The organism is Cellulomonas sp. Leaf395 (assembly GCF_001424125.1).
Taxonomy (GTDB): Bacteria; Actinomycetota; Actinomycetes; order Actinomycetales; family Cellulomonadaceae; genus Cellulomonas.
In genome coordinates, this window is the sequence record NZ_LMQI01000001.1 from 417,485 (window position 1) to 432,728 (window position 15,244).

General features: G+C 73.7%; 12 protein-coding genes. 5 read left to right on the forward strand and 7 right to left on the reverse strand.

Annotated elements, in window-relative coordinates:
- Positions 1-71: 71 nt before the first annotated feature.
- The 3 genes from ASG23_RS01995 to ASG23_RS02005 all read left to right on the forward strand — a co-directional run bounded on the left by ASG23_RS01995 (position 72) and on the right by ASG23_RS02005 (position 4,940).
- Positions 72-3,035 carry an FAD-binding and (Fe-S)-binding domain-containing protein gene (locus ASG23_RS01995; protein WP_056019317.1) on the forward strand — a complete coding sequence of 988 codons (2,964 nt, stop codon included), beginning with the start codon at positions 72-74 and terminating at the stop codon, positions 3,033-3,035.
- Between the two features lie 9 nt (positions 3,036-3,044).
- The gene (locus ASG23_RS02000) at positions 3,045-3,341 is read left to right on the forward strand and encodes an MTH1187 family thiamine-binding protein (RefSeq protein WP_056019320.1); all 297 of its coding nucleotides are present in this window, start codon (positions 3,045-3,047) and stop codon (positions 3,339-3,341) included.
- Positions 3,342-3,545: 204 nt separating this feature from the next.
- The gene (locus ASG23_RS02005; RefSeq protein WP_056019324.1) at positions 3,546-4,940 is read left to right on the forward strand and encodes a hypothetical protein; all 1,395 of its coding nucleotides are present in this window, start codon (positions 3,546-3,548) and stop codon (positions 4,938-4,940) included.
- 2 nt (positions 4,941-4,942) lie between these two features.
- On the opposite strand, the gene ASG23_RS02010 is transcribed toward ASG23_RS02005, so the two are convergent.
- The 6 genes from ASG23_RS02010 to ASG23_RS02035 all read right to left on the reverse strand — a co-directional run bounded on the left by ASG23_RS02010 (position 4,943) and on the right by ASG23_RS02035 (position 11,103).
- Positions 4,943-5,914, reverse strand: coding sequence for an alpha/beta hydrolase (locus ASG23_RS02010; RefSeq protein WP_056019327.1), 972 nt, complete (start codon positions 5,912-5,914; stop codon positions 4,943-4,945).
- Entirely contained in the window at positions 5,911-6,870 is a 960-nt protein-coding gene (locus ASG23_RS02015; protein ID WP_056019328.1) for a zinc-binding dehydrogenase, read from the reverse strand. The genes ASG23_RS02010 and ASG23_RS02015 overlap by 4 nt, the downstream gene beginning before the upstream one ends.
- A gap of 46 nt (positions 6,871-6,916) precedes the next feature.
- Positions 6,917-7,732: an alpha/beta fold hydrolase gene (locus ASG23_RS02020; RefSeq protein WP_056019330.1), complete on the reverse strand. Its 816-nt coding sequence runs from the start codon at positions 7,730-7,732 to the stop codon at positions 6,917-6,919.
- 31 nt (positions 7,733-7,763) lie between these two features.
- Complete coding sequence (locus ASG23_RS02025) at positions 7,764-8,471, reverse strand: maleylpyruvate isomerase N-terminal domain-containing protein (RefSeq protein ID WP_056019333.1); 708 nt, start codon at positions 8,469-8,471, stop codon at positions 7,764-7,766.
- Between the two features lie 22 nt (positions 8,472-8,493).
- Positions 8,494-9,699 carry a homoserine O-acetyltransferase MetX gene (metX, locus tag ASG23_RS02030; RefSeq protein WP_442856799.1) on the reverse strand — a complete coding sequence of 402 codons (1,206 nt, stop codon included), beginning with the start codon at positions 9,697-9,699 and terminating at the stop codon, positions 8,494-8,496.
- 84 nt (positions 9,700-9,783) lie between these two features.
- Positions 9,784-11,103: a bifunctional o-acetylhomoserine/o-acetylserine sulfhydrylase gene (locus ASG23_RS02035; RefSeq protein ID WP_056019337.1), complete on the reverse strand. Its 1,320-nt coding sequence runs from the start codon at positions 11,101-11,103 to the stop codon at positions 9,784-9,786.
- A gap of 449 nt (positions 11,104-11,552) precedes the next feature.
- Between ASG23_RS02035 and ASG23_RS20655 the strand changes: the two genes are divergently transcribed.
- Positions 11,553-13,022, forward strand: coding sequence for a C40 family peptidase (locus tag ASG23_RS20655; RefSeq protein WP_056019339.1), 1,470 nt, complete (start codon positions 11,553-11,555; stop codon positions 13,020-13,022).
- A 146-nt stretch (positions 13,023-13,168) separates the two neighbouring features.
- Here the strand turns inward: ASG23_RS20655 and ASG23_RS02045 are convergent, their stop codons facing one another.
- Positions 13,169-13,666, reverse strand: a complete 498-nt coding sequence (locus ASG23_RS02045) for an inorganic diphosphatase (protein ID WP_055916810.1) — start codon at positions 13,664-13,666, stop codon at positions 13,169-13,171.
- A gap of 166 nt (positions 13,667-13,832) precedes the next feature.
- On the opposite strand from ASG23_RS02045, the gene dacB reads away from it, so the two are divergent.
- Positions 13,833-15,242, forward strand: a complete 1,410-nt coding sequence (dacB, locus tag ASG23_RS02050; RefSeq protein ID WP_056020662.1) for a D-alanyl-D-alanine carboxypeptidase/D-alanyl-D-alanine endopeptidase — start codon at positions 13,833-13,835, stop codon at positions 15,240-15,242.
- Positions 15,243-15,244: the final 2 nt, after the last annotated feature.

A 15,244-nucleotide genomic window follows, 5' to 3' on the forward strand; every position in this document is an offset into this window, starting at 1 on the left:
GTGCAGCCGGTTTCCGATGGGAGACTGCCCCCGTGGTGGCCGTGACCGAGTCCGTGACAGGGGATCCGCGCATGCCCGACAGCGCCGACGTCGTGCAGGCGCTGCGGTCCGCGCTGCGCGGAGCGGTCGACGACAGCACCCGGCGTCGCGCCGAGTACTCCACGGACGCGTCGAACTACCGCGTGGTCCCGCAGGTCGTGGCGTTCCCGCAGGACACCGACGACGTGCTCGCCGCGCTCGAGGTCACCCGCACCCTGGGCGTCCCGCTGACCGCGCGCGGCGGAGGAACGTCGGTCGCGGGCAACGCGGTCGGGACCGGCGTGGTGCTCGACTTCTCGCGGCACGTGAACCGGATCCTCGACATCGACCCTGCCGCGCGCACGGCCCGGATCGAGCCGGGCGTCGTGATGGCCAGCCTGCAGAAGGCCGCCGCACCGCACGGTCTGCGGTTCGGGCCCGACCCCTCCACCCAGGCGCGCGCGACGCTCGGCGGGATGATCGGCAACAACGCCTGCGGTCCTCGCGCGGTCGCGTACGGGCGGACCGCGGACAACGTGCTCGCCCTCGACGTGGTGGACGGCACGGGTCGACGGTTCGAGGCACGCTCCGGTGCCGGCGCGCTGGACGTCGTGCCGGGGCTCGACGCGCTCGTCCGAGGACACCTCGACATCCTGCGCACCGAGCTGGGCCGGTTCGGCCGACAGGTCTCCGGCTACTCCCTCGAGCATCTGCTGCCCGAGAAGGGCACCGACCTGGCCAAGGCGCTGGTCGGGACGGAGGGGACCGTCGGCACGCTGCTCGGCGCGACGGTGCGTCTGGTCCCGATCGCGGCCGCGCCCGTGCTGGTCGTCCTCGGCTACCCGGACATGCCGACCGCCGCCGATGCCGTCCCCGCCCTGCTCGCCCACGCCCCGCTGGCGGTCGAGGGCATGGACTCCCGGTTGGTCGACGTGGTGCGACGGGTCCGCGGCGCCGCGGCGGTGCCCCCGCTGCCCACCGGTGGTGGGTGGCTCATGGTCGAGGTCGGTGGGGACTCGCTCGAGGAGGCCCTGGACCGGGCGCACGCGCTCGCCGCCTCTTCGGGGACGACCGCGGTGGGCCTCTTCCCGCCCGGTCCGGAGGCCGCCGCGATGTGGCGGATCCGCGAGGACGGTGCGGGCCTCGGCGGGCGGACACCGTCGGGCGAGCAGGCGTGGCCGGGGTTCGAGGACTCGGCGGTCCCGCCCGAGCGGCTGGGCGCGTACCTGCGCGAGCTCGAGGCGCTCATGGCGTCGCACGGGGTCGACGGCCTCGCGTACGGGCACTTCGGCGACGGGTGCGTCCACCTGCGTCTCGACATCCCGCTGGAGCGCTCGGGCAACCCGCTGCGAGCGTTCATGACCGACGCTGCGACGCTCGTCGCCGCGCACGGCGGATCGCTGTCCGGTGAGCACGGCGACGGTCGGGCTCGCTCCGAGCTGCTCCCGGTCATGTACTCGGCGAAGGCCATCGACCTGTTCGGCGCCTTCAAGGACCTCCTCGACCCGCGCGACCTGCTCAATCCCGGCGTGCTCGTCCGCCCGCGCCCGGTGGACGCCGACCTGCGCCGCCCGTGGGCCCGCCCGCTGCTGGCCGACGGGCACGGGTTCTCGTTCCTGCACGATGCGGGCGACCTGACCACCGCGCTGCACCGCTGCGTCGGCGTCGGCAAGTGCCGCGCGGACAGCACCGCGACCGGCGGGTTCATGTGCCCGTCGTACCTGGCGACAAAGGACGAGAAGGACTCCACCCGCGGCCGCGCGCGCGTGCTGCAGGAGATGGCGAACGGCACGCTCGTGTCCGGTGGCTGGTCGTCGCCCGAGGTGCACGACTCCCTGGACCTGTGCCTGTCCTGCAAGGCGTGCTCGTCGGACTGCCCCGCGGGCGTGGACATGGCCCAGTACAAGTCCGAGGTGCTGCACCGTACCTACCGCGGGAAGCTGCGTCCGATGTCGCACTACGCGCTCGGCTGGCTGCCCCGCTGGGCGCGGCTGATCACCCGGGTCCCGGGCCTGGCGGCCCTCACCAACGCCGCGCTCGGCATCCGGCCGGTCGCCACCGCGGTGCTCGCCGGTGGCGGGATGGACACCCGCCGCCAGATGGTGACGTTCGCGCGCACGCCGTTCCGCGCCTGGGTCCGCGGCGCCGGCCGCGGCAGCGTCACCCTCACCCGCAGCGTCCGAGGGAGCGAGCGCCAGGACGACCAGATCCGCGGACGCAACGAGGTGGAGGCCGTGGACGGGGGCGCGGGGTCCCGCGGGCGCAAGCCGCAGGTCGTGCTCTGGACCGACTCCTTCTCCGACACCCTCGCCCCGTCCGTCGCGCAGGCCGCCGTCGCGGTGCTCACCGCCGCCGGCTACGAGGTGCTGGTCCCGCAGGACGACGCCTGCTGCGGCCTCACCTGGATCAGCACAGGCCAGCTCGACGGCGCGAAGAAGCAGCTGACCCACCTGCTCGGCGTGCTCGGACCGTTCGCGGTCAACGGCATCCCGATCGTCGGGCTCGAACCGTCGTGCACCGCCGTCCTGCGCTCCGACCTGCGCGACCTGCTGCCCGACGACCCCCGCGCGGTCGCCGTCGCGCGGGAGACCCGCACGCTCGCGGAGCTGCTCACCGCGCCCGCCCCCATCGGCCCCGGCGACCGCTGGCAGGTGCCGGACCTCTCGGACGTGACCGCGGTCGTCCAGCCGCACTGCCACCACTACTCGGTGATGACGTGGACCGCCGACCGTCGCCTGCTCACCGACGCCGGCGCACAGTTCTCGGCGCTCGCAGGGTGCTGCGGGCTGGCCGGCAACTTCGGCATGGAGAAGGGGCACTACGACGTATCGGTCGCGGTGGCGGAGAACGCGCTGCTCCCGGCGCTGCGCGACGCGGCACCCGGAGACGTCTACCTGGCGGACGGCTTCTCCTGCCGGACGCAGGCCGACCAGCTGGCCCACGTGCAGGGCGTGCACCTGGCGGAGCTGCTGGCGGCACACCTGCCCGCACGCCCCGCGGTCGACACGCGCCCCTAGGCTGGTCGCATGCTCGTCGCCTTCTCCGTCGCCCCGCTCGGTGCGGGCGAGTCCGTGACCGCCGCCGTCGCCGATGCCGTGCGCATCGTCCGCGAGTCCGGGCTCCCGAACCGCACCGACGCCATGTTCACCACCATCGAGGGCGAGTGGGACGAGGTGATGGAGGTGGTCAAGCGCGCCACGGAGGCGGTCGGCCGGCACGGCAACCGGGTCAGCCTGGTGCTCAAGGCCGACATCCGCCCGGGCCGCTCCGGCGAGCTGACGGGCAAGGTCGACCGGGTCGAGGCGGCGCTCACCGACGAGTGACGACGGCGCCCGGTCGGACGGCGGCAGCCCGAGAACTGGTACGCGCCGGTGATGTGACCGATCTCGTGGGGGTGCACCAAGCAGACGGGCTGACGGGCTGAGCGTGCTGTGGGACAGTGTGGTCGCACGCGTGCCGGTCGGGGCGCGCGGGTGGACATCGGGAACGTGCAGCTGGCGGCGGCGTGCCCAGGAAGGCCGGGACAGATGCCTCTCTTCGAGCTCGACGACGGCCGGCCGCGCCTCGTCCAGCCGATGCAGCCGCTGACCGGATCGTTCGCCCAGGAGTGCGCCTCATTGCTCCTCCACCACCTCGCCGCGATCGCCGGTGAGCCCCTGTTCGCCGTCCGATCCCGGACCAACGCACCCGATCACGCCGACCTGCCCGAGCTGCTCGCCCTGGACGCCACGGGACGCGCGGTCGTCGTCGACGTGGTGCAGGTGGTCGACGACGACGCGGTCATCTCGGCGCTGCGGCACGCCGGGGCGGCGTCGCGGATGACGACGACGGACCTGGCGCGTGCCTACCACCCGGACCCCAGCCGGTTCGCCGTCGACTTCGCCGCATTCCGTGAGCAGGCGGCCTTCGGCGCGCAGACCAACCGGCGCGACGGCGTGCGGCTGGTGCTGCTCTGTTCCGAGGTCGCCGCGGAGGCCGGTGACACGCTCGGCTTCCTGCGCAGCCCCGGACGGCACGTCGACGTGCTCCAGGTCGGCGTGGTGCGCGGGGCGGACGACCGTCGGCTCCTCGACGTCTCGCCGTTGGCGACGCACGAGGGTGCGCGCCGCTCCGTCGAGCCGACCGCGCTGCGGCTGGTCCGGTCGAGCGAGGGATTCGCAGGGGGCGGCGGCCAGTACGAGCCGGAGGTCCCGCCCGCGCCGCCCGCGCGCACTCCCGCCACGGGTGAGCTGCGGGCCGTCACGCGTCCGGCGACGCCTGTGGTGCCCGCACCGACGCCGTTGCGCGCACCGGTGACGGCGCCGATACCGCAGGGGAACCCGCGGCCCGTCTCTCGGCCTACCCCGCCGAACCCGGCACCGGCGCCCGTCGTGCAGCCGGCGGCGGACAAGCCGCGCACGTCGTCGACGGTCCAGGACGCACCCACCACGCTGACCCCGGTGCTCGGGCTGCGGTCGGCCGCCGACCAGGTGGTGCCCCGCACTCCGCCGCGGGAGCGCATCGAGCCGGTGACCGGTCCTCGGCCGTTCGCCCCGCTGCCCATCTCCTCGAGCTTCCCGACGACCAGCCCGCCGGTGCCGGAGTCGCCCGCCCCGGCCGGACCGCCCTCCGGGGAGGTCGCCCCGGTCCGCGATGCCTCGCCCGACGGCCCACGCGCCCTGCCCGAGCTGGCGACCCTCGCCAAGAGCCGCCGCGCCATCACGACCCTCGTCTGGGTACGCGCCCGCCGCGGCCAGCGCCTGCTCGCGACGCTGCGTGCGGACGGGCTCATCGAGCTTCCGACGGGCGAGCTGTACGCCGAGCCCGACGACGCTGCCTCGGCGGCCGTCAGCGCGGAGAACCCGGTGGACGGCTGGCGCGCCTGGCGGCTCGGCGAGGGCGGACCGACGCTCGCCGAGGCCACGGGCGTCCTGCGTCCGTAGGGTCAGGCCCACCCGTACGCGGAGGACCAGCGGTCGATCTCCGCGTAGAAGCGGTCGCGCACGGGCCGTGCGGACAGGGCAAGGTCGTGCACCCCGTCGCGGATCCTGATGACGGTCACGTGCGACCCCAGCTGGACGGCCCGGCGTGCGAGGAGCTCCACGTCGAGCACCACGTCGGCGTGCCGCATGTCCTCGCTCCACCGCGGGCTGATGACCGTCCGGCTCGACGCGCACATGAGGATCGGGACCTCGATGCTCAGCCCGTGGGCCACCCGCGCGTGCCCGGCCATGACCGCCTGCAACCAGCCGGCGCGAACCGGGAACGACGGGTTCGGCCGCCACGTGGTGTCGTACGTCCACTCCCCGCCGCTGGCGGCGCTCAGGGTCCGCGCGTAGTAGCCGGGGTCGATGTTGGGCAGCGGTGCCTTCGGCTGGTACCGGGCGATCTGCGCGACAGCCGGCGCACTGATGTGCCGGAGCGCCGAGGAACCCTGCAGCTCGAGCCACGGGCTGTTGAGCACCAGGCCACTGAGCTTCCCCGGGTTCCGGTTCGCCCACAGGGCCGCGACGAGCCCGCCGGTCGAGTGCCCCATCACCATCGCGCGTGCACGCGCACCGAGGTCACCGGCGATGACGTCGAGCGACGCCTCGATCTCCTCGTCGTAGGTCTGCAGGTCCGCGACGTACCCCGGCGTCTGGCCCGGTCGCAGGCTGCGGCCGTACTTGCGCAGGTCGAGCGCGTAGAACGCGGCCCCGCGTGTGTGCCAGTACTCGGCGAGGCCCGTCTGGAAGAAGTAGTCGGACCAGCCGTGGACGTAGAGGACCGCGCGGGACGGCCGCAGCGGCAGGGTCGCCGGGGGCGCGTACCGGACCAGGCTCGCGACGACGTCGCCTTCGTCGTCGGGCTGCAGCGCGAGGGTCCGTACCTGGTAGTCCGGACCGAGGATGTCCTCGGTCCACACCTCGCCCGTCAAGGTTCGAGCACGATCTTGCCGAACTGGTCGCCGTCCACGAGCCGCTGCACGGCGGCGCGTGCGTCGGTCAGCGCGAACGTCGAGTCGACCAGCGGCCGCACCCCGGTCCGGGCGACGAACGCGAGCAGGTGCCCGAGGTCGTCGCGCGTCCCCATGGTGGTGCCCACGACGGTGATCTCCTGGAAGAAGATCCGCGTGAGCTCGGCCGGTTCGGCGTCCCCGCTGGTGGCACCGGCGACGACGATGGTCCCGCCCGGCCGCACGGACCGGACCGAGTGCGACCAGGTGGCCTTCCCGACGCTCTCCAGGACCACGTCGGCCCGCGGCACCCGTGCGCCGGACTCCACCGCGGCCGCAGCACCGAGGGCCAGCGCACGGGTCCGGCGCTCCTCGGAACGGCTGGTCACGATCACCTCGAGCCCCGCCGCCGCACCGAGCAGGATCGCCGCGGTGGCCAGCCCGCCGCCGGCGCCCTGCACGAGGACCCGCTGTCCCGGGGTCGCGCCACCGGACCGGAAGAGCATCCGGTAGGCGGTGAGCCAGGCGGTCGGCAGGCACGCGGCCTCGACGAACGAGAGCGCGGCGGGCTTGTCGACGAGGTTCCAGGTGGGCACCGCGACCTGCTCCGCGAGCGTCCCCGGGTAGCGCTCCGACAGCAGGCTGCGGGGCTCGTCGGCCCCGACGCCGTGCCCGCTCGCCCCGCCGATGACGCCGTGCACGACGACCTCGCGCCCGTCGGTGGTCACCCCGGCGGCGTCGGTGCCCAGGATCATCGGCAGCTGCTCGGCCCGGATCCCGACCCCCCGCAGCGTCCACACGTCGTGGTGGTTGAGCGCGGCCGCGCGCACGTCGACGACCGACCAGTTCTCCCGTGCCTCCGGTTCCGGCTGCTCACCCACCTCGAGCGCGCTGACGGGGTCGTCGGACGAGAACCGGGCGGCGTAGGCGGCGATCACGGGCCCAACGTAACCGGCAGGGGACCGAACCCGCCGTCCGGCACGTTCAGGTGCGTCCGCCCGGCTGGTGCGCGCGGCAGAACCGGCGGACGGCGGCGTTGAACTGCTCCGGGGCCTGCAGGTTGGTGACGTGCCCGACGCCCTTGATGACCACGAGCTCGGTGTCGGGGATCGCCCGCTCGAGCTGGCGGGCCACGTCCAGCGGGGAGCGGGCGTCGAGCTCGCCCCAGATCAGCAGGGTGGGTACCGCGACGTCGGCGAGCTGGTCCCGCAGGTCGGCCCTCGCCATGACCTCCAGCTGCGCGCCCAGGGTCGCGGGGCGCACGGAGGCGGCCATCGCGCGGAGCAGGGGGACGACGTCGGCCGGCGGGTCTCCGGAGAACAGACCTGGGATGGTGGGTTCGAACTCCTCGGGCGGCACAGCGACCATCCGTCGAGCCCAGGCCAGCCGCGCCTGGACCTCCTGGGCCGGCAGCGAACCCGCCCAGCCGGCGTAGGTGTCGGCGAGGACGAGGGTCGCGACGAGATCCGGGTGGTGGCGGTAGAGCTCGAGCGCGACCGTCCCGCCCCAGGACAACCCACCCACGTGCGCGGGACCGAGCCCGAGCGACGCTATGAGGGTCGCCAGGCAGCGGGCGTAGTCGACCAGCCCGAACCCCGCGGGCAGGTCGGACGAGCCGCCGGCGCCAGGCTCGTCCCAGGCCACGACGGTGAGCTCGTCGCTGAGGCCGTCGAGCTGCGGCGCCCACGCCCGCCCGTCGTGGGACGCGCCGTGCAGGAGCACCAGGGGCGGGCCGGTGCCCGCGCGCCGATAGGCGACCTGGAGATCGCCCACCCGGACCGTGACCGACCGCAGTGGCATCCGTCGACGGTACGCCCGGCCGTGGGACGGGCTACAGGATGGGCAGCATCCGACCGAGGTCCGGCACCCCGTCGGACGTGTAGCGCGGGTGCAGGGCGAGGGCCAGCTCGTCGACGTCGTACACCTGGCGGCCGGCCGCGAGCCGGACCCACAGGCGGGCGTCGGCGATCTCGAGGCTCCAGCCGCCGCGGGCCACGACGATCTCGAGGAGCGCGTCGGCCACCAGCTGGAGCGCGCCGGGGTCCACGGGGTCCGGACCGCGTCGCACCGACCGCGCGAGGTCGTCGGCGTGCACCACCAGCTCCAGCACCCGCGAGACGGTCATCGTGCTGAGCAGCACCGGACCGCGGCGGGCCTGCACGACGAGGTCGTCCGGGCCCAGCTCGTCGAGCTTCTTGAACGCTGCGCGGGCGCGGGCGTCGACCTCGGACATCGGGTCGTGCGCGATCTCGGCCGCCAGCTTCCGGGTGGTCTCCGCGATGTCCGTGGCGCGGTCGGCGTACGTGCCGACGTACTCGCCGAGCGTGAACGGCACGGTGCCCTCGGGCAGCGGCACGCACACCGCGAGCGCCTCCATCGCGCGGCCCAGGTGCGCGACGAGCTCCGCGACGGTCCAGCCGTCGAGCACCGACGGGTCGTCGGCGACGTCGTCGTCGACCACGTCGGCGACCCAGGACCGCAGGCGGTCCCACTGGGCGTGCAGGGCGGTGCTGGCGTCGGCGAGATCGGCGGAGGGCATAGCGCCCATGGTGCCGCAGTGCTCAGTCGCGCGCGCCCCGCTCGAGGAACTCGTGCACGTAACCACCCACCAGGTCCTCCTCGATGAGGAAGCCGTCGTGGCCGTAGTCGGAGTGGATGGTCCGCAGCGGCTCGGCGCCGGGGATGCCCGCCGCGATCCGCTCGGACTGCGCGGGCGGGAAGAGCCGGTCGGAGTCGACGGCGATGACGAGGGCCCGCGCGGTGATCGAGCCCAGCGCGGCCGTGACTCCTCCGCGGTCGCGGCCGAGGTCGTGCGTGATCATCGTCCGCGTGAGCACCACATAGGTGTTCGCGTCGAACCGGCGGCTCAGCTTGTCGCCGTGGTGGTCCAGGTACGACTGCACCGCGAACCGTCCGCCCTCCAGCGGCTGCTCGCCGCCCTGCGGGATGCGCCCGAACCGCTGGTCCAGCTCCTTGGCGCTGCGGTAGGTCTGGTGCGCGATCTGTCGCGCCAGGCCGAGGCCGACGTGCGGACCGTCGCCGTCGGCTGCGTCGTAGTAGTCGCCGTCGCGGTAACGCGGGTCGGCGCGGACGGCGGCGAGCTGGGTGTGGAACCCGGCGATCTGGTCCCCGGAGGTCTGCGCGGCCGTGGCGATCGCCGCGATGGCCTCCACGCGCTCGGGGGCGCTGGCCGCCCACTCCAGCACGCGCAGGCCGCCCAGCGACGCGCCGATGACGAGCGACCACGCGTCGATGCCGAGCAGGTCGGACAGGCGGATCTCGGCGGCGACCTGGTCGCGGACCGTCAGCAGGGGGAACGTGCTGCCCCACGGCGTGCCGTCGGGTCCCGGCGATGCGGGTCCGGTGGAGCCCTGACAGCCACCGAGCACGTTGGGTGCGACGACGAACCAGCGGTCGGTGTCGATCGGCGCTCCCGGCCCGACCATCGACGACCACCAGCCCGGTGTCGGGTGCCCGTCGCCGGCCTCGCCGGTCACGTGCGAGTCGCCGGTCAGCGCGTGCAGCACGAGCACCGCGTTGGTGCCGTCCTCGTTCAGCTCGCCCCACGTCTCGTACGCCAGCCGCACGGCCGGGAGCCGCCCGCCCGACTCGAGCTTGAGCGGGCCGAGGTCCGCGAACTGCCGACGCCCCACGGGGTGGCCCTCCCGCCAGGCCGCGCTCGCCGGGACCGGTGGCCGGTCGGCCGCGGGGGTGCGGGACCCGAGAGTGCGCGGTCGGACGGGGGGCAGGGTGGTCAGGTCGGGCACGCGCGTCCTCTCAGGGTGCACCGCCGAGCCGTCGGTCCCCGCGACGGGGTCCGACGGTCTCGGCGGCGTCGTGCTCATGTTCGGTCAGGCGCCCTTCGCAGCGCGGAACCCTGCATCCAGGTCAGCCAGGATGTCATCGATGTGCTCGATGCCCACGGCGAGCCGGACCAGGCCGGGGGTCACGCCGGACAGCGCCTGCTCCTCCGGCGTGAGCTGGCTGTGCGTCGTCGAGGCCGGGTGGATGACGAGCGAGCGCACGTCCCCGATGTTGGCGACGTTCGAGTGCAGCTCGAGCGCGGACACGAACGCCTGACCGGCCTCGGTGCCGCCCTCGAGCTCGAACGCGAGCACCGCGCCGGCTCCGCGCGGCGAGTACTTCAGCTGCGCGGCGTGCCACGGGCTCGACTCCAGCCCCGCGTAGTGCACGGTGCCGACGTCCTCACGCGCCTCCAGCCAGGCAGCGACCTTCTCCGCGTTCTCGACGTGCCGCTCGATCCGCAGCGACAGCGTCTCGATGCCCTGCGCGATGAGGAACGCGTTGAACGGGGAGATCGCCGAGCCGAGGTCGCGCAGCAGCTGGACCCGCGCCTTGAGGATGAAGGACAGGTTGACACCGAAGAGGCCGCCGACGCCGAGGTCCCGCGCGAACACCAGCCCGTTGTACGACGGGTCGGGGGTGTTGTAGTTGGGGAACCGCTCGGGGTGCTGCGCGAAGTCGAACGAGCCGCCGTCGACGATCACGCCACCGATCGCGGAGCCGTGACCGCCCAGGTACTTCGTCGCCGAGTGCACGACGATGTCCGCGCCCCACGCCAGCGGGTTGATCAGGTAGGGCGTCGCCACCGTGTTGTCCACGATCAGCGGGACGCCGGACTCGTGCGCGACCCCCGCGACGAGCTCGATGTCGAGGATGTCCGCCTTCGGGTTGGGGATCGTCTCCGCGAAGAACAGCTTGGTGTTCGGCTGAACCGCGTCCTTCCACGCCTGCGCGTCATGCGGGTCCGTGACGAACGTCGTCTGGATGCCCAGCTTGGGCAGCGTGTAGTGCAGCAGGTTGTACGTGCCGCCGTAGAGCGACGGGCTCGCGACGATGTGGTCGCCGGCCTCGGCGATGTTGAGGATGGCGAGCGTCTCGGCGGCCTGGCCCGACGACACGAGCAGCGCACCGACGCCGCCCTCGAGGTCCGCGATGCGGTTCTCGACGACCTCCTGCGTGGGGTTGCCGATGCGCGTGTAGATCGGGCCGAGCTCCTTGAGCGCGAACCGGTCGGCGGCCTGCTGCGCGGAGTCGAAGACGAACGACGTCGTCTGGTAGATCGGCAGCGCGCGGGCGCCCGTGGCGGGGTCCGCGGTCTGGCCGGCGTGGATCTGGCGGGTCTCGAAGTTCCAGCTCTCGTTGCTCATCGTTCTGCGCTCCGTCGTCGATAAGGGATCTCTGGGATCCGCGGAGGGCTTCGGGCAGCCGACATCCGTCCCGCGGAGGGGTGGAGTGGCGCACGGATCGAGCCATGGCTCGGGCGGGACGTCGAGGCGCCGGGTGGGCGACCTGCCCGCGGGCACAGCCGAGCGTGCGCTGGGTCAGCGACACATTCGGCGGGACATGGGCTGAGAGTAGGCGGATCCGTCCGACGACTGAAACAGCCGTCTCAGAATGTGACCATCGGGCTTCTCATCAGGTGTCATCGCGGCAAACGGGTGATCTCTGCCTGATCCTGTCCGGTTCGTCCCAAAGCACATCGATGTGACTCGTGGGACTGGTGTGACACGTGTTCTCTTCTGAGGTTTCCGCCGGTAGCGTCCCCCGAGAACAGCCGCCGGAAGGCCGGTCATTCCACGTCGGGGAGGGCGTCCAGGTGAGCCACAGCACGACCATGCGCAGGGCCTCACGGGGCCTGGTCGCCGGCGCGCTCGTCGCCACCCTGCTCGCGTCGGGCGCCTCCAGCGCGCTCGCCGACCCGACACCCCCGTCCGCGCAGGACGTCGAGCGTGCGCAGGGCGCGGTGCAGTCCGCGGAGCGCTCCGTCGCCTCGATGGAGGTCCGCCTCGCCCAGCTGAGCGCGCAGACCGACGCCGCCGAGCTCAAGGTCCAGCAGGCAGGCGAGGCGTACAACCGGGCCGTCGTCGACGCCGACGCCGCCCAGCAGGCCTCCGACGACGCCGTTGCCCGCTCGACGGAGGCGGCAGCCACCGCCGAGGACGCCCGCCGCCAGCTCGTCGCCATCGCCCGCGAGGTCGCCCGGTCCGGCGGCTCGACCGACCTGCTCCAGGCGCTCCTGTCGTCCGACGGCTTCCAGGACGTCGCCCGCCGCACGACCGCGCTCGACCGCATCAGCGGCAAGGCCGACGAGGCGGTCCAGGAGTACCGGGCGACCCAGCTCGTCGCCACCACGCTCGCCGAGCGCGCCACCGAGGCCGCCGAGGCGGCGAAGGCCGCGAAGGCCTCGGCCGCCGACGCGTTGGCCGCCGCCGAGCAGGCGCAGACGGACGCCGCCGCCGCGCAGACCGCCGCCACCGCCGAGCGCGACGGGCTCATCACCGCCCTGGCAGCCGCCCGCCAGACCAGCGCCGAGGTCGAGCGCGCCCGCCAGGACTTCGTCGACCAGCAGCGCCGCGAGCGCGAGGAGGCCGCCGCCCGCGCGGCCGCCCTGCGACCGGTCGCCGCGCCGCCGACCACCACCGCACCTCCGGCGGGCGGTGGCGGGACCACGGCCCCGCCGGCGACGACGAACCCGCCCGCCACGACCACACCGCCGGTCACCACCAACCCGCCGCCGGTCACGACGAACCCGCCCCCGGTCACCACGAACCCGCCGCCGGTCACCACGAACCCGCCCCCGGTCACCACGAACCCGCCCCCGGTCACGACCAACCCGCCGCCGGTCACCGCTCCTCCGGTCACGGCGCCCGCGCCGTCGAACCCGTACGGCCTGGGCACCGGCCGCTCCCGCGGATCGGCAGGCGGCGGAGCGGCGGCGCTCGCCTGGGCGCAGACGAAGACGGGGCTGCCGTACATCTGGGGCGGCGTCGGTCCCGACGGCTACGACTGCTCCGGCCTGACGATGAGCGCGTGGCGCACCGCCGGCGTCAACCTCGCGCGCACCACCCGCGACCAGTACAAGCAGGTCCTCAAGATCAGCTACAACGAGCTTCGCCCCGGCGACCTCGTGTTCTGGTCCACCGACCCGAACAACCCGGACGCGATCTACCACGTGGCCATCTGGGCCGGCGGCGGCCAGATCATGGAGGCCTCGAAGCCCGGCGACCCCCTGCGCACGACCTCGATGCGCTGGGGCAAGACCATGCCCTTCGCGGGCCGCCCGTAAACCCCTGCCCGTCAGCCTCTTCTAGCGTCCGTGCATCCGAGCGCCAGGACCACCGAATCTGCGGACGACCACGGGAGCAAGCACAACGTCCGCCCATTCAAGCGTCAGGACGCTCGAATGTGCGGACGTTGTGGGTGGAGCGGAGGTCAGTGGTTGTAGTAGTTCGTGTCGATGGCGCGCTGGCGGCTGCGTTCGATCTCTGCCTCCGCCTCGCTGCGGCCTACCCAGTGGGCGCCCTCGACCGACTTGCCGGGCTCCAGGTCCTTGTAGACCTCGAAGAAGTGCTGGATCTCGAGGCGGTGGAAGTCGGACACGTCGTCGATGTCCTGGCGCCACGCGGCGCGCTGGTCGCCCGTCGGGACGCAGAGCACCTTGTCGTCGCCGCCGGCCTCGTCGCGCATGCGGAACATGCCCAGCGCACGGGCGCGGATGAGGCAGCCGGGGAATGTCGGCTCCTCCAGCAGCACCAGCGCGTCGAGCGGGTCGCCGTCCTCGCCCAGGGTGCCCTCGATGAAGCCGTAGTCGTCCGGGTAGCGGGTCGAGGTGAACAGCATCCGGTCGAGGCGGATGCGCCCCGTGGCGTGGTCCACCTCGTACTTGTTGCGCTGACCCTTCGGGATCTCGATCGTGACGTCGAACTCCACAGCTGCTCCTCCGCCCCACGTCCGCGCCCAGGTTACGGGACCCGCGGTCGCGACACTCGTCGTCGTGCGGCGCGCCGGGGTGTCTGGGGCGCCCTTGTCTCGGACAGTAGTCTGACGCACCGCGGGACGGGGCGTCCCACCGGGGTGATGAGCGGGGCGGGTGACGATGACCACAGCAGCGAGAGTCGTCGGCATCACCGCGCTGGTCCTCGTGCTCGCGGGCGGGGCGTACGTGACGGCGGACGCGTACGACGTCGCCCCCGGGATGGTCACGCTCGAGGAGCTGCCGCCGGACCCGCTGCCCTTCCCGACGGCCCCCGGCGCGGTCGAGCCGGTGGACACGGTCCCCGCGCTGGCCAACCTCGACCCGCAGGCGCCGGTCCCTGCGGCGGCGAACGTGCAGGCGCTGGTCGACGGGCTGGTCAAGGACCCGCGCATGGGTGCCAGCGTCGGCGTGGTGGTCGCGGACCAGCTGACGGGTGACGTGCTCGGGGCACACCTGCCGGCGGACGGCCGCACCCCGGCGTCGACGGCGAAGCTGGTCACGGCCGTCGCCGCCCTGAGCACCCTCGGTCCGGACGTGACCTTGCCGACGAGCGTCGTGCGTGGCTCGGGCGCCAGCATCGTGCTCGTCGGCGGCGGCGACATGATGCTCGCCGCGGGCGCGGGCGACCCGACGGCGGTGGAGGGCCACGCCGGGCTGGCCGACCTGGCCGCGCAGGTGGCCAAGGAGCTGCAGCTCGAGGGCGTGACGACGGTGAGCCTCGGCTTCGACGACTTCCTGTTCTCCGGCCCGACGCTGAGCCCCACGTGGAACCTGGCCGACGTCGCGGCGGGGTTCGTCGCGCCGGTGACGGCGCTCGCCGTCGACACCGCGAAGATCCGCCCCGGCGAGTACCCGCCCAGGTACGCGGACCCGTCGCAAGCGGCCGCCAACACGTTCGCGCAGCGGCTGACAGAGGCCGGGATCGCGGTCGACGGAACCCCGCGACGGACGGCGAAGCCGGACGGGCGGCAGATCGGCGTCGTGCAGTCCGCGACGCTCGACGGCATCGTGCACCACTTCCTGGACACGTCGGACAACGCGATCACCGAGGTGGTCAGCCGGCTGGTGGCGATCGACCAGGGGCTGCCGGCGTCGTTCGAGGGCGGGACGACGGCCGTCCTGCACGCGGTCGGCGTCGCCGGCGTCGACACCGCCGGCGCGCACCTGTCGGACGCGTCGGGTCTCGGGGCAGGTTCCGTCCTGCCGCCGGACCTCCTGCTCGGCCTGCTGCGGCTGGCCACGGACCCCGCCCACGGCGTGCTGCGGGACGTCGCGACGGGCATGCCCATCGCCGGACTGACGGGCACGCTGAGCGACCGCTACTCGCAGTCGCCGGCCCGTGGGCTCGTGCGCGCCAAGACCGGCAGCCTGCCGCACGTGACGTCGCTGGCCGGCACGGTGCTCGACGTCGACGCGCGTCAGCTGGTCTTCGTCGTGCTCGCGGACGCCACCCCCGACGGCGGCCAGTGGGGCCCCCGCGCGGCCATCGACTCGTTCGTCACCGCGTTGTCCGGGTGCGGCTGCAGTTAGTT

Bases quoted from the DNA above. Each gene is read 5' to 3' on its own strand.
- ASG23_RS01995 (WP_056019317.1), top strand. From the start codon at position 72: ATGCCCGACAGCGCCGACGTCGTGCAGGCGCTGCGGTCCGCGCTGCGC.
- ASG23_RS02000 (WP_056019320.1), top strand. From the start codon at position 3,045: ATGCTCGTCGCCTTCTCCGTCGCCCCGCTCGGTGCGGGCGAGTCCGTG.
- ASG23_RS02005 (WP_056019324.1), top strand. From the start codon at position 3,546: ATGCCTCTCTTCGAGCTCGACGACGGCCGGCCGCGCCTCGTCCAGCCG.
- ASG23_RS02020 (WP_056019330.1), bottom strand. From the start codon at position 7,732: ATGCCACTGCGGTCGGTCACGGTCCGGGTGGGCGATCTCCAGGTCGCC.
- ASG23_RS02025 (WP_056019333.1), bottom strand. From the start codon at position 8,471: ATGCCCTCCGCCGATCTCGCCGACGCCAGCACCGCCCTGCACGCCCAG.
- ASG23_RS02035 (WP_056019337.1), bottom strand. From the start codon at position 11,103: ATGAGCAACGAGAGCTGGAACTTCGAGACCCGCCAGATCCACGCCGGC.
- dacB (WP_056020662.1), top strand. From the start codon at position 13,833: ATGACCACAGCAGCGAGAGTCGTCGGCATCACCGCGCTGGTCCTCGTG.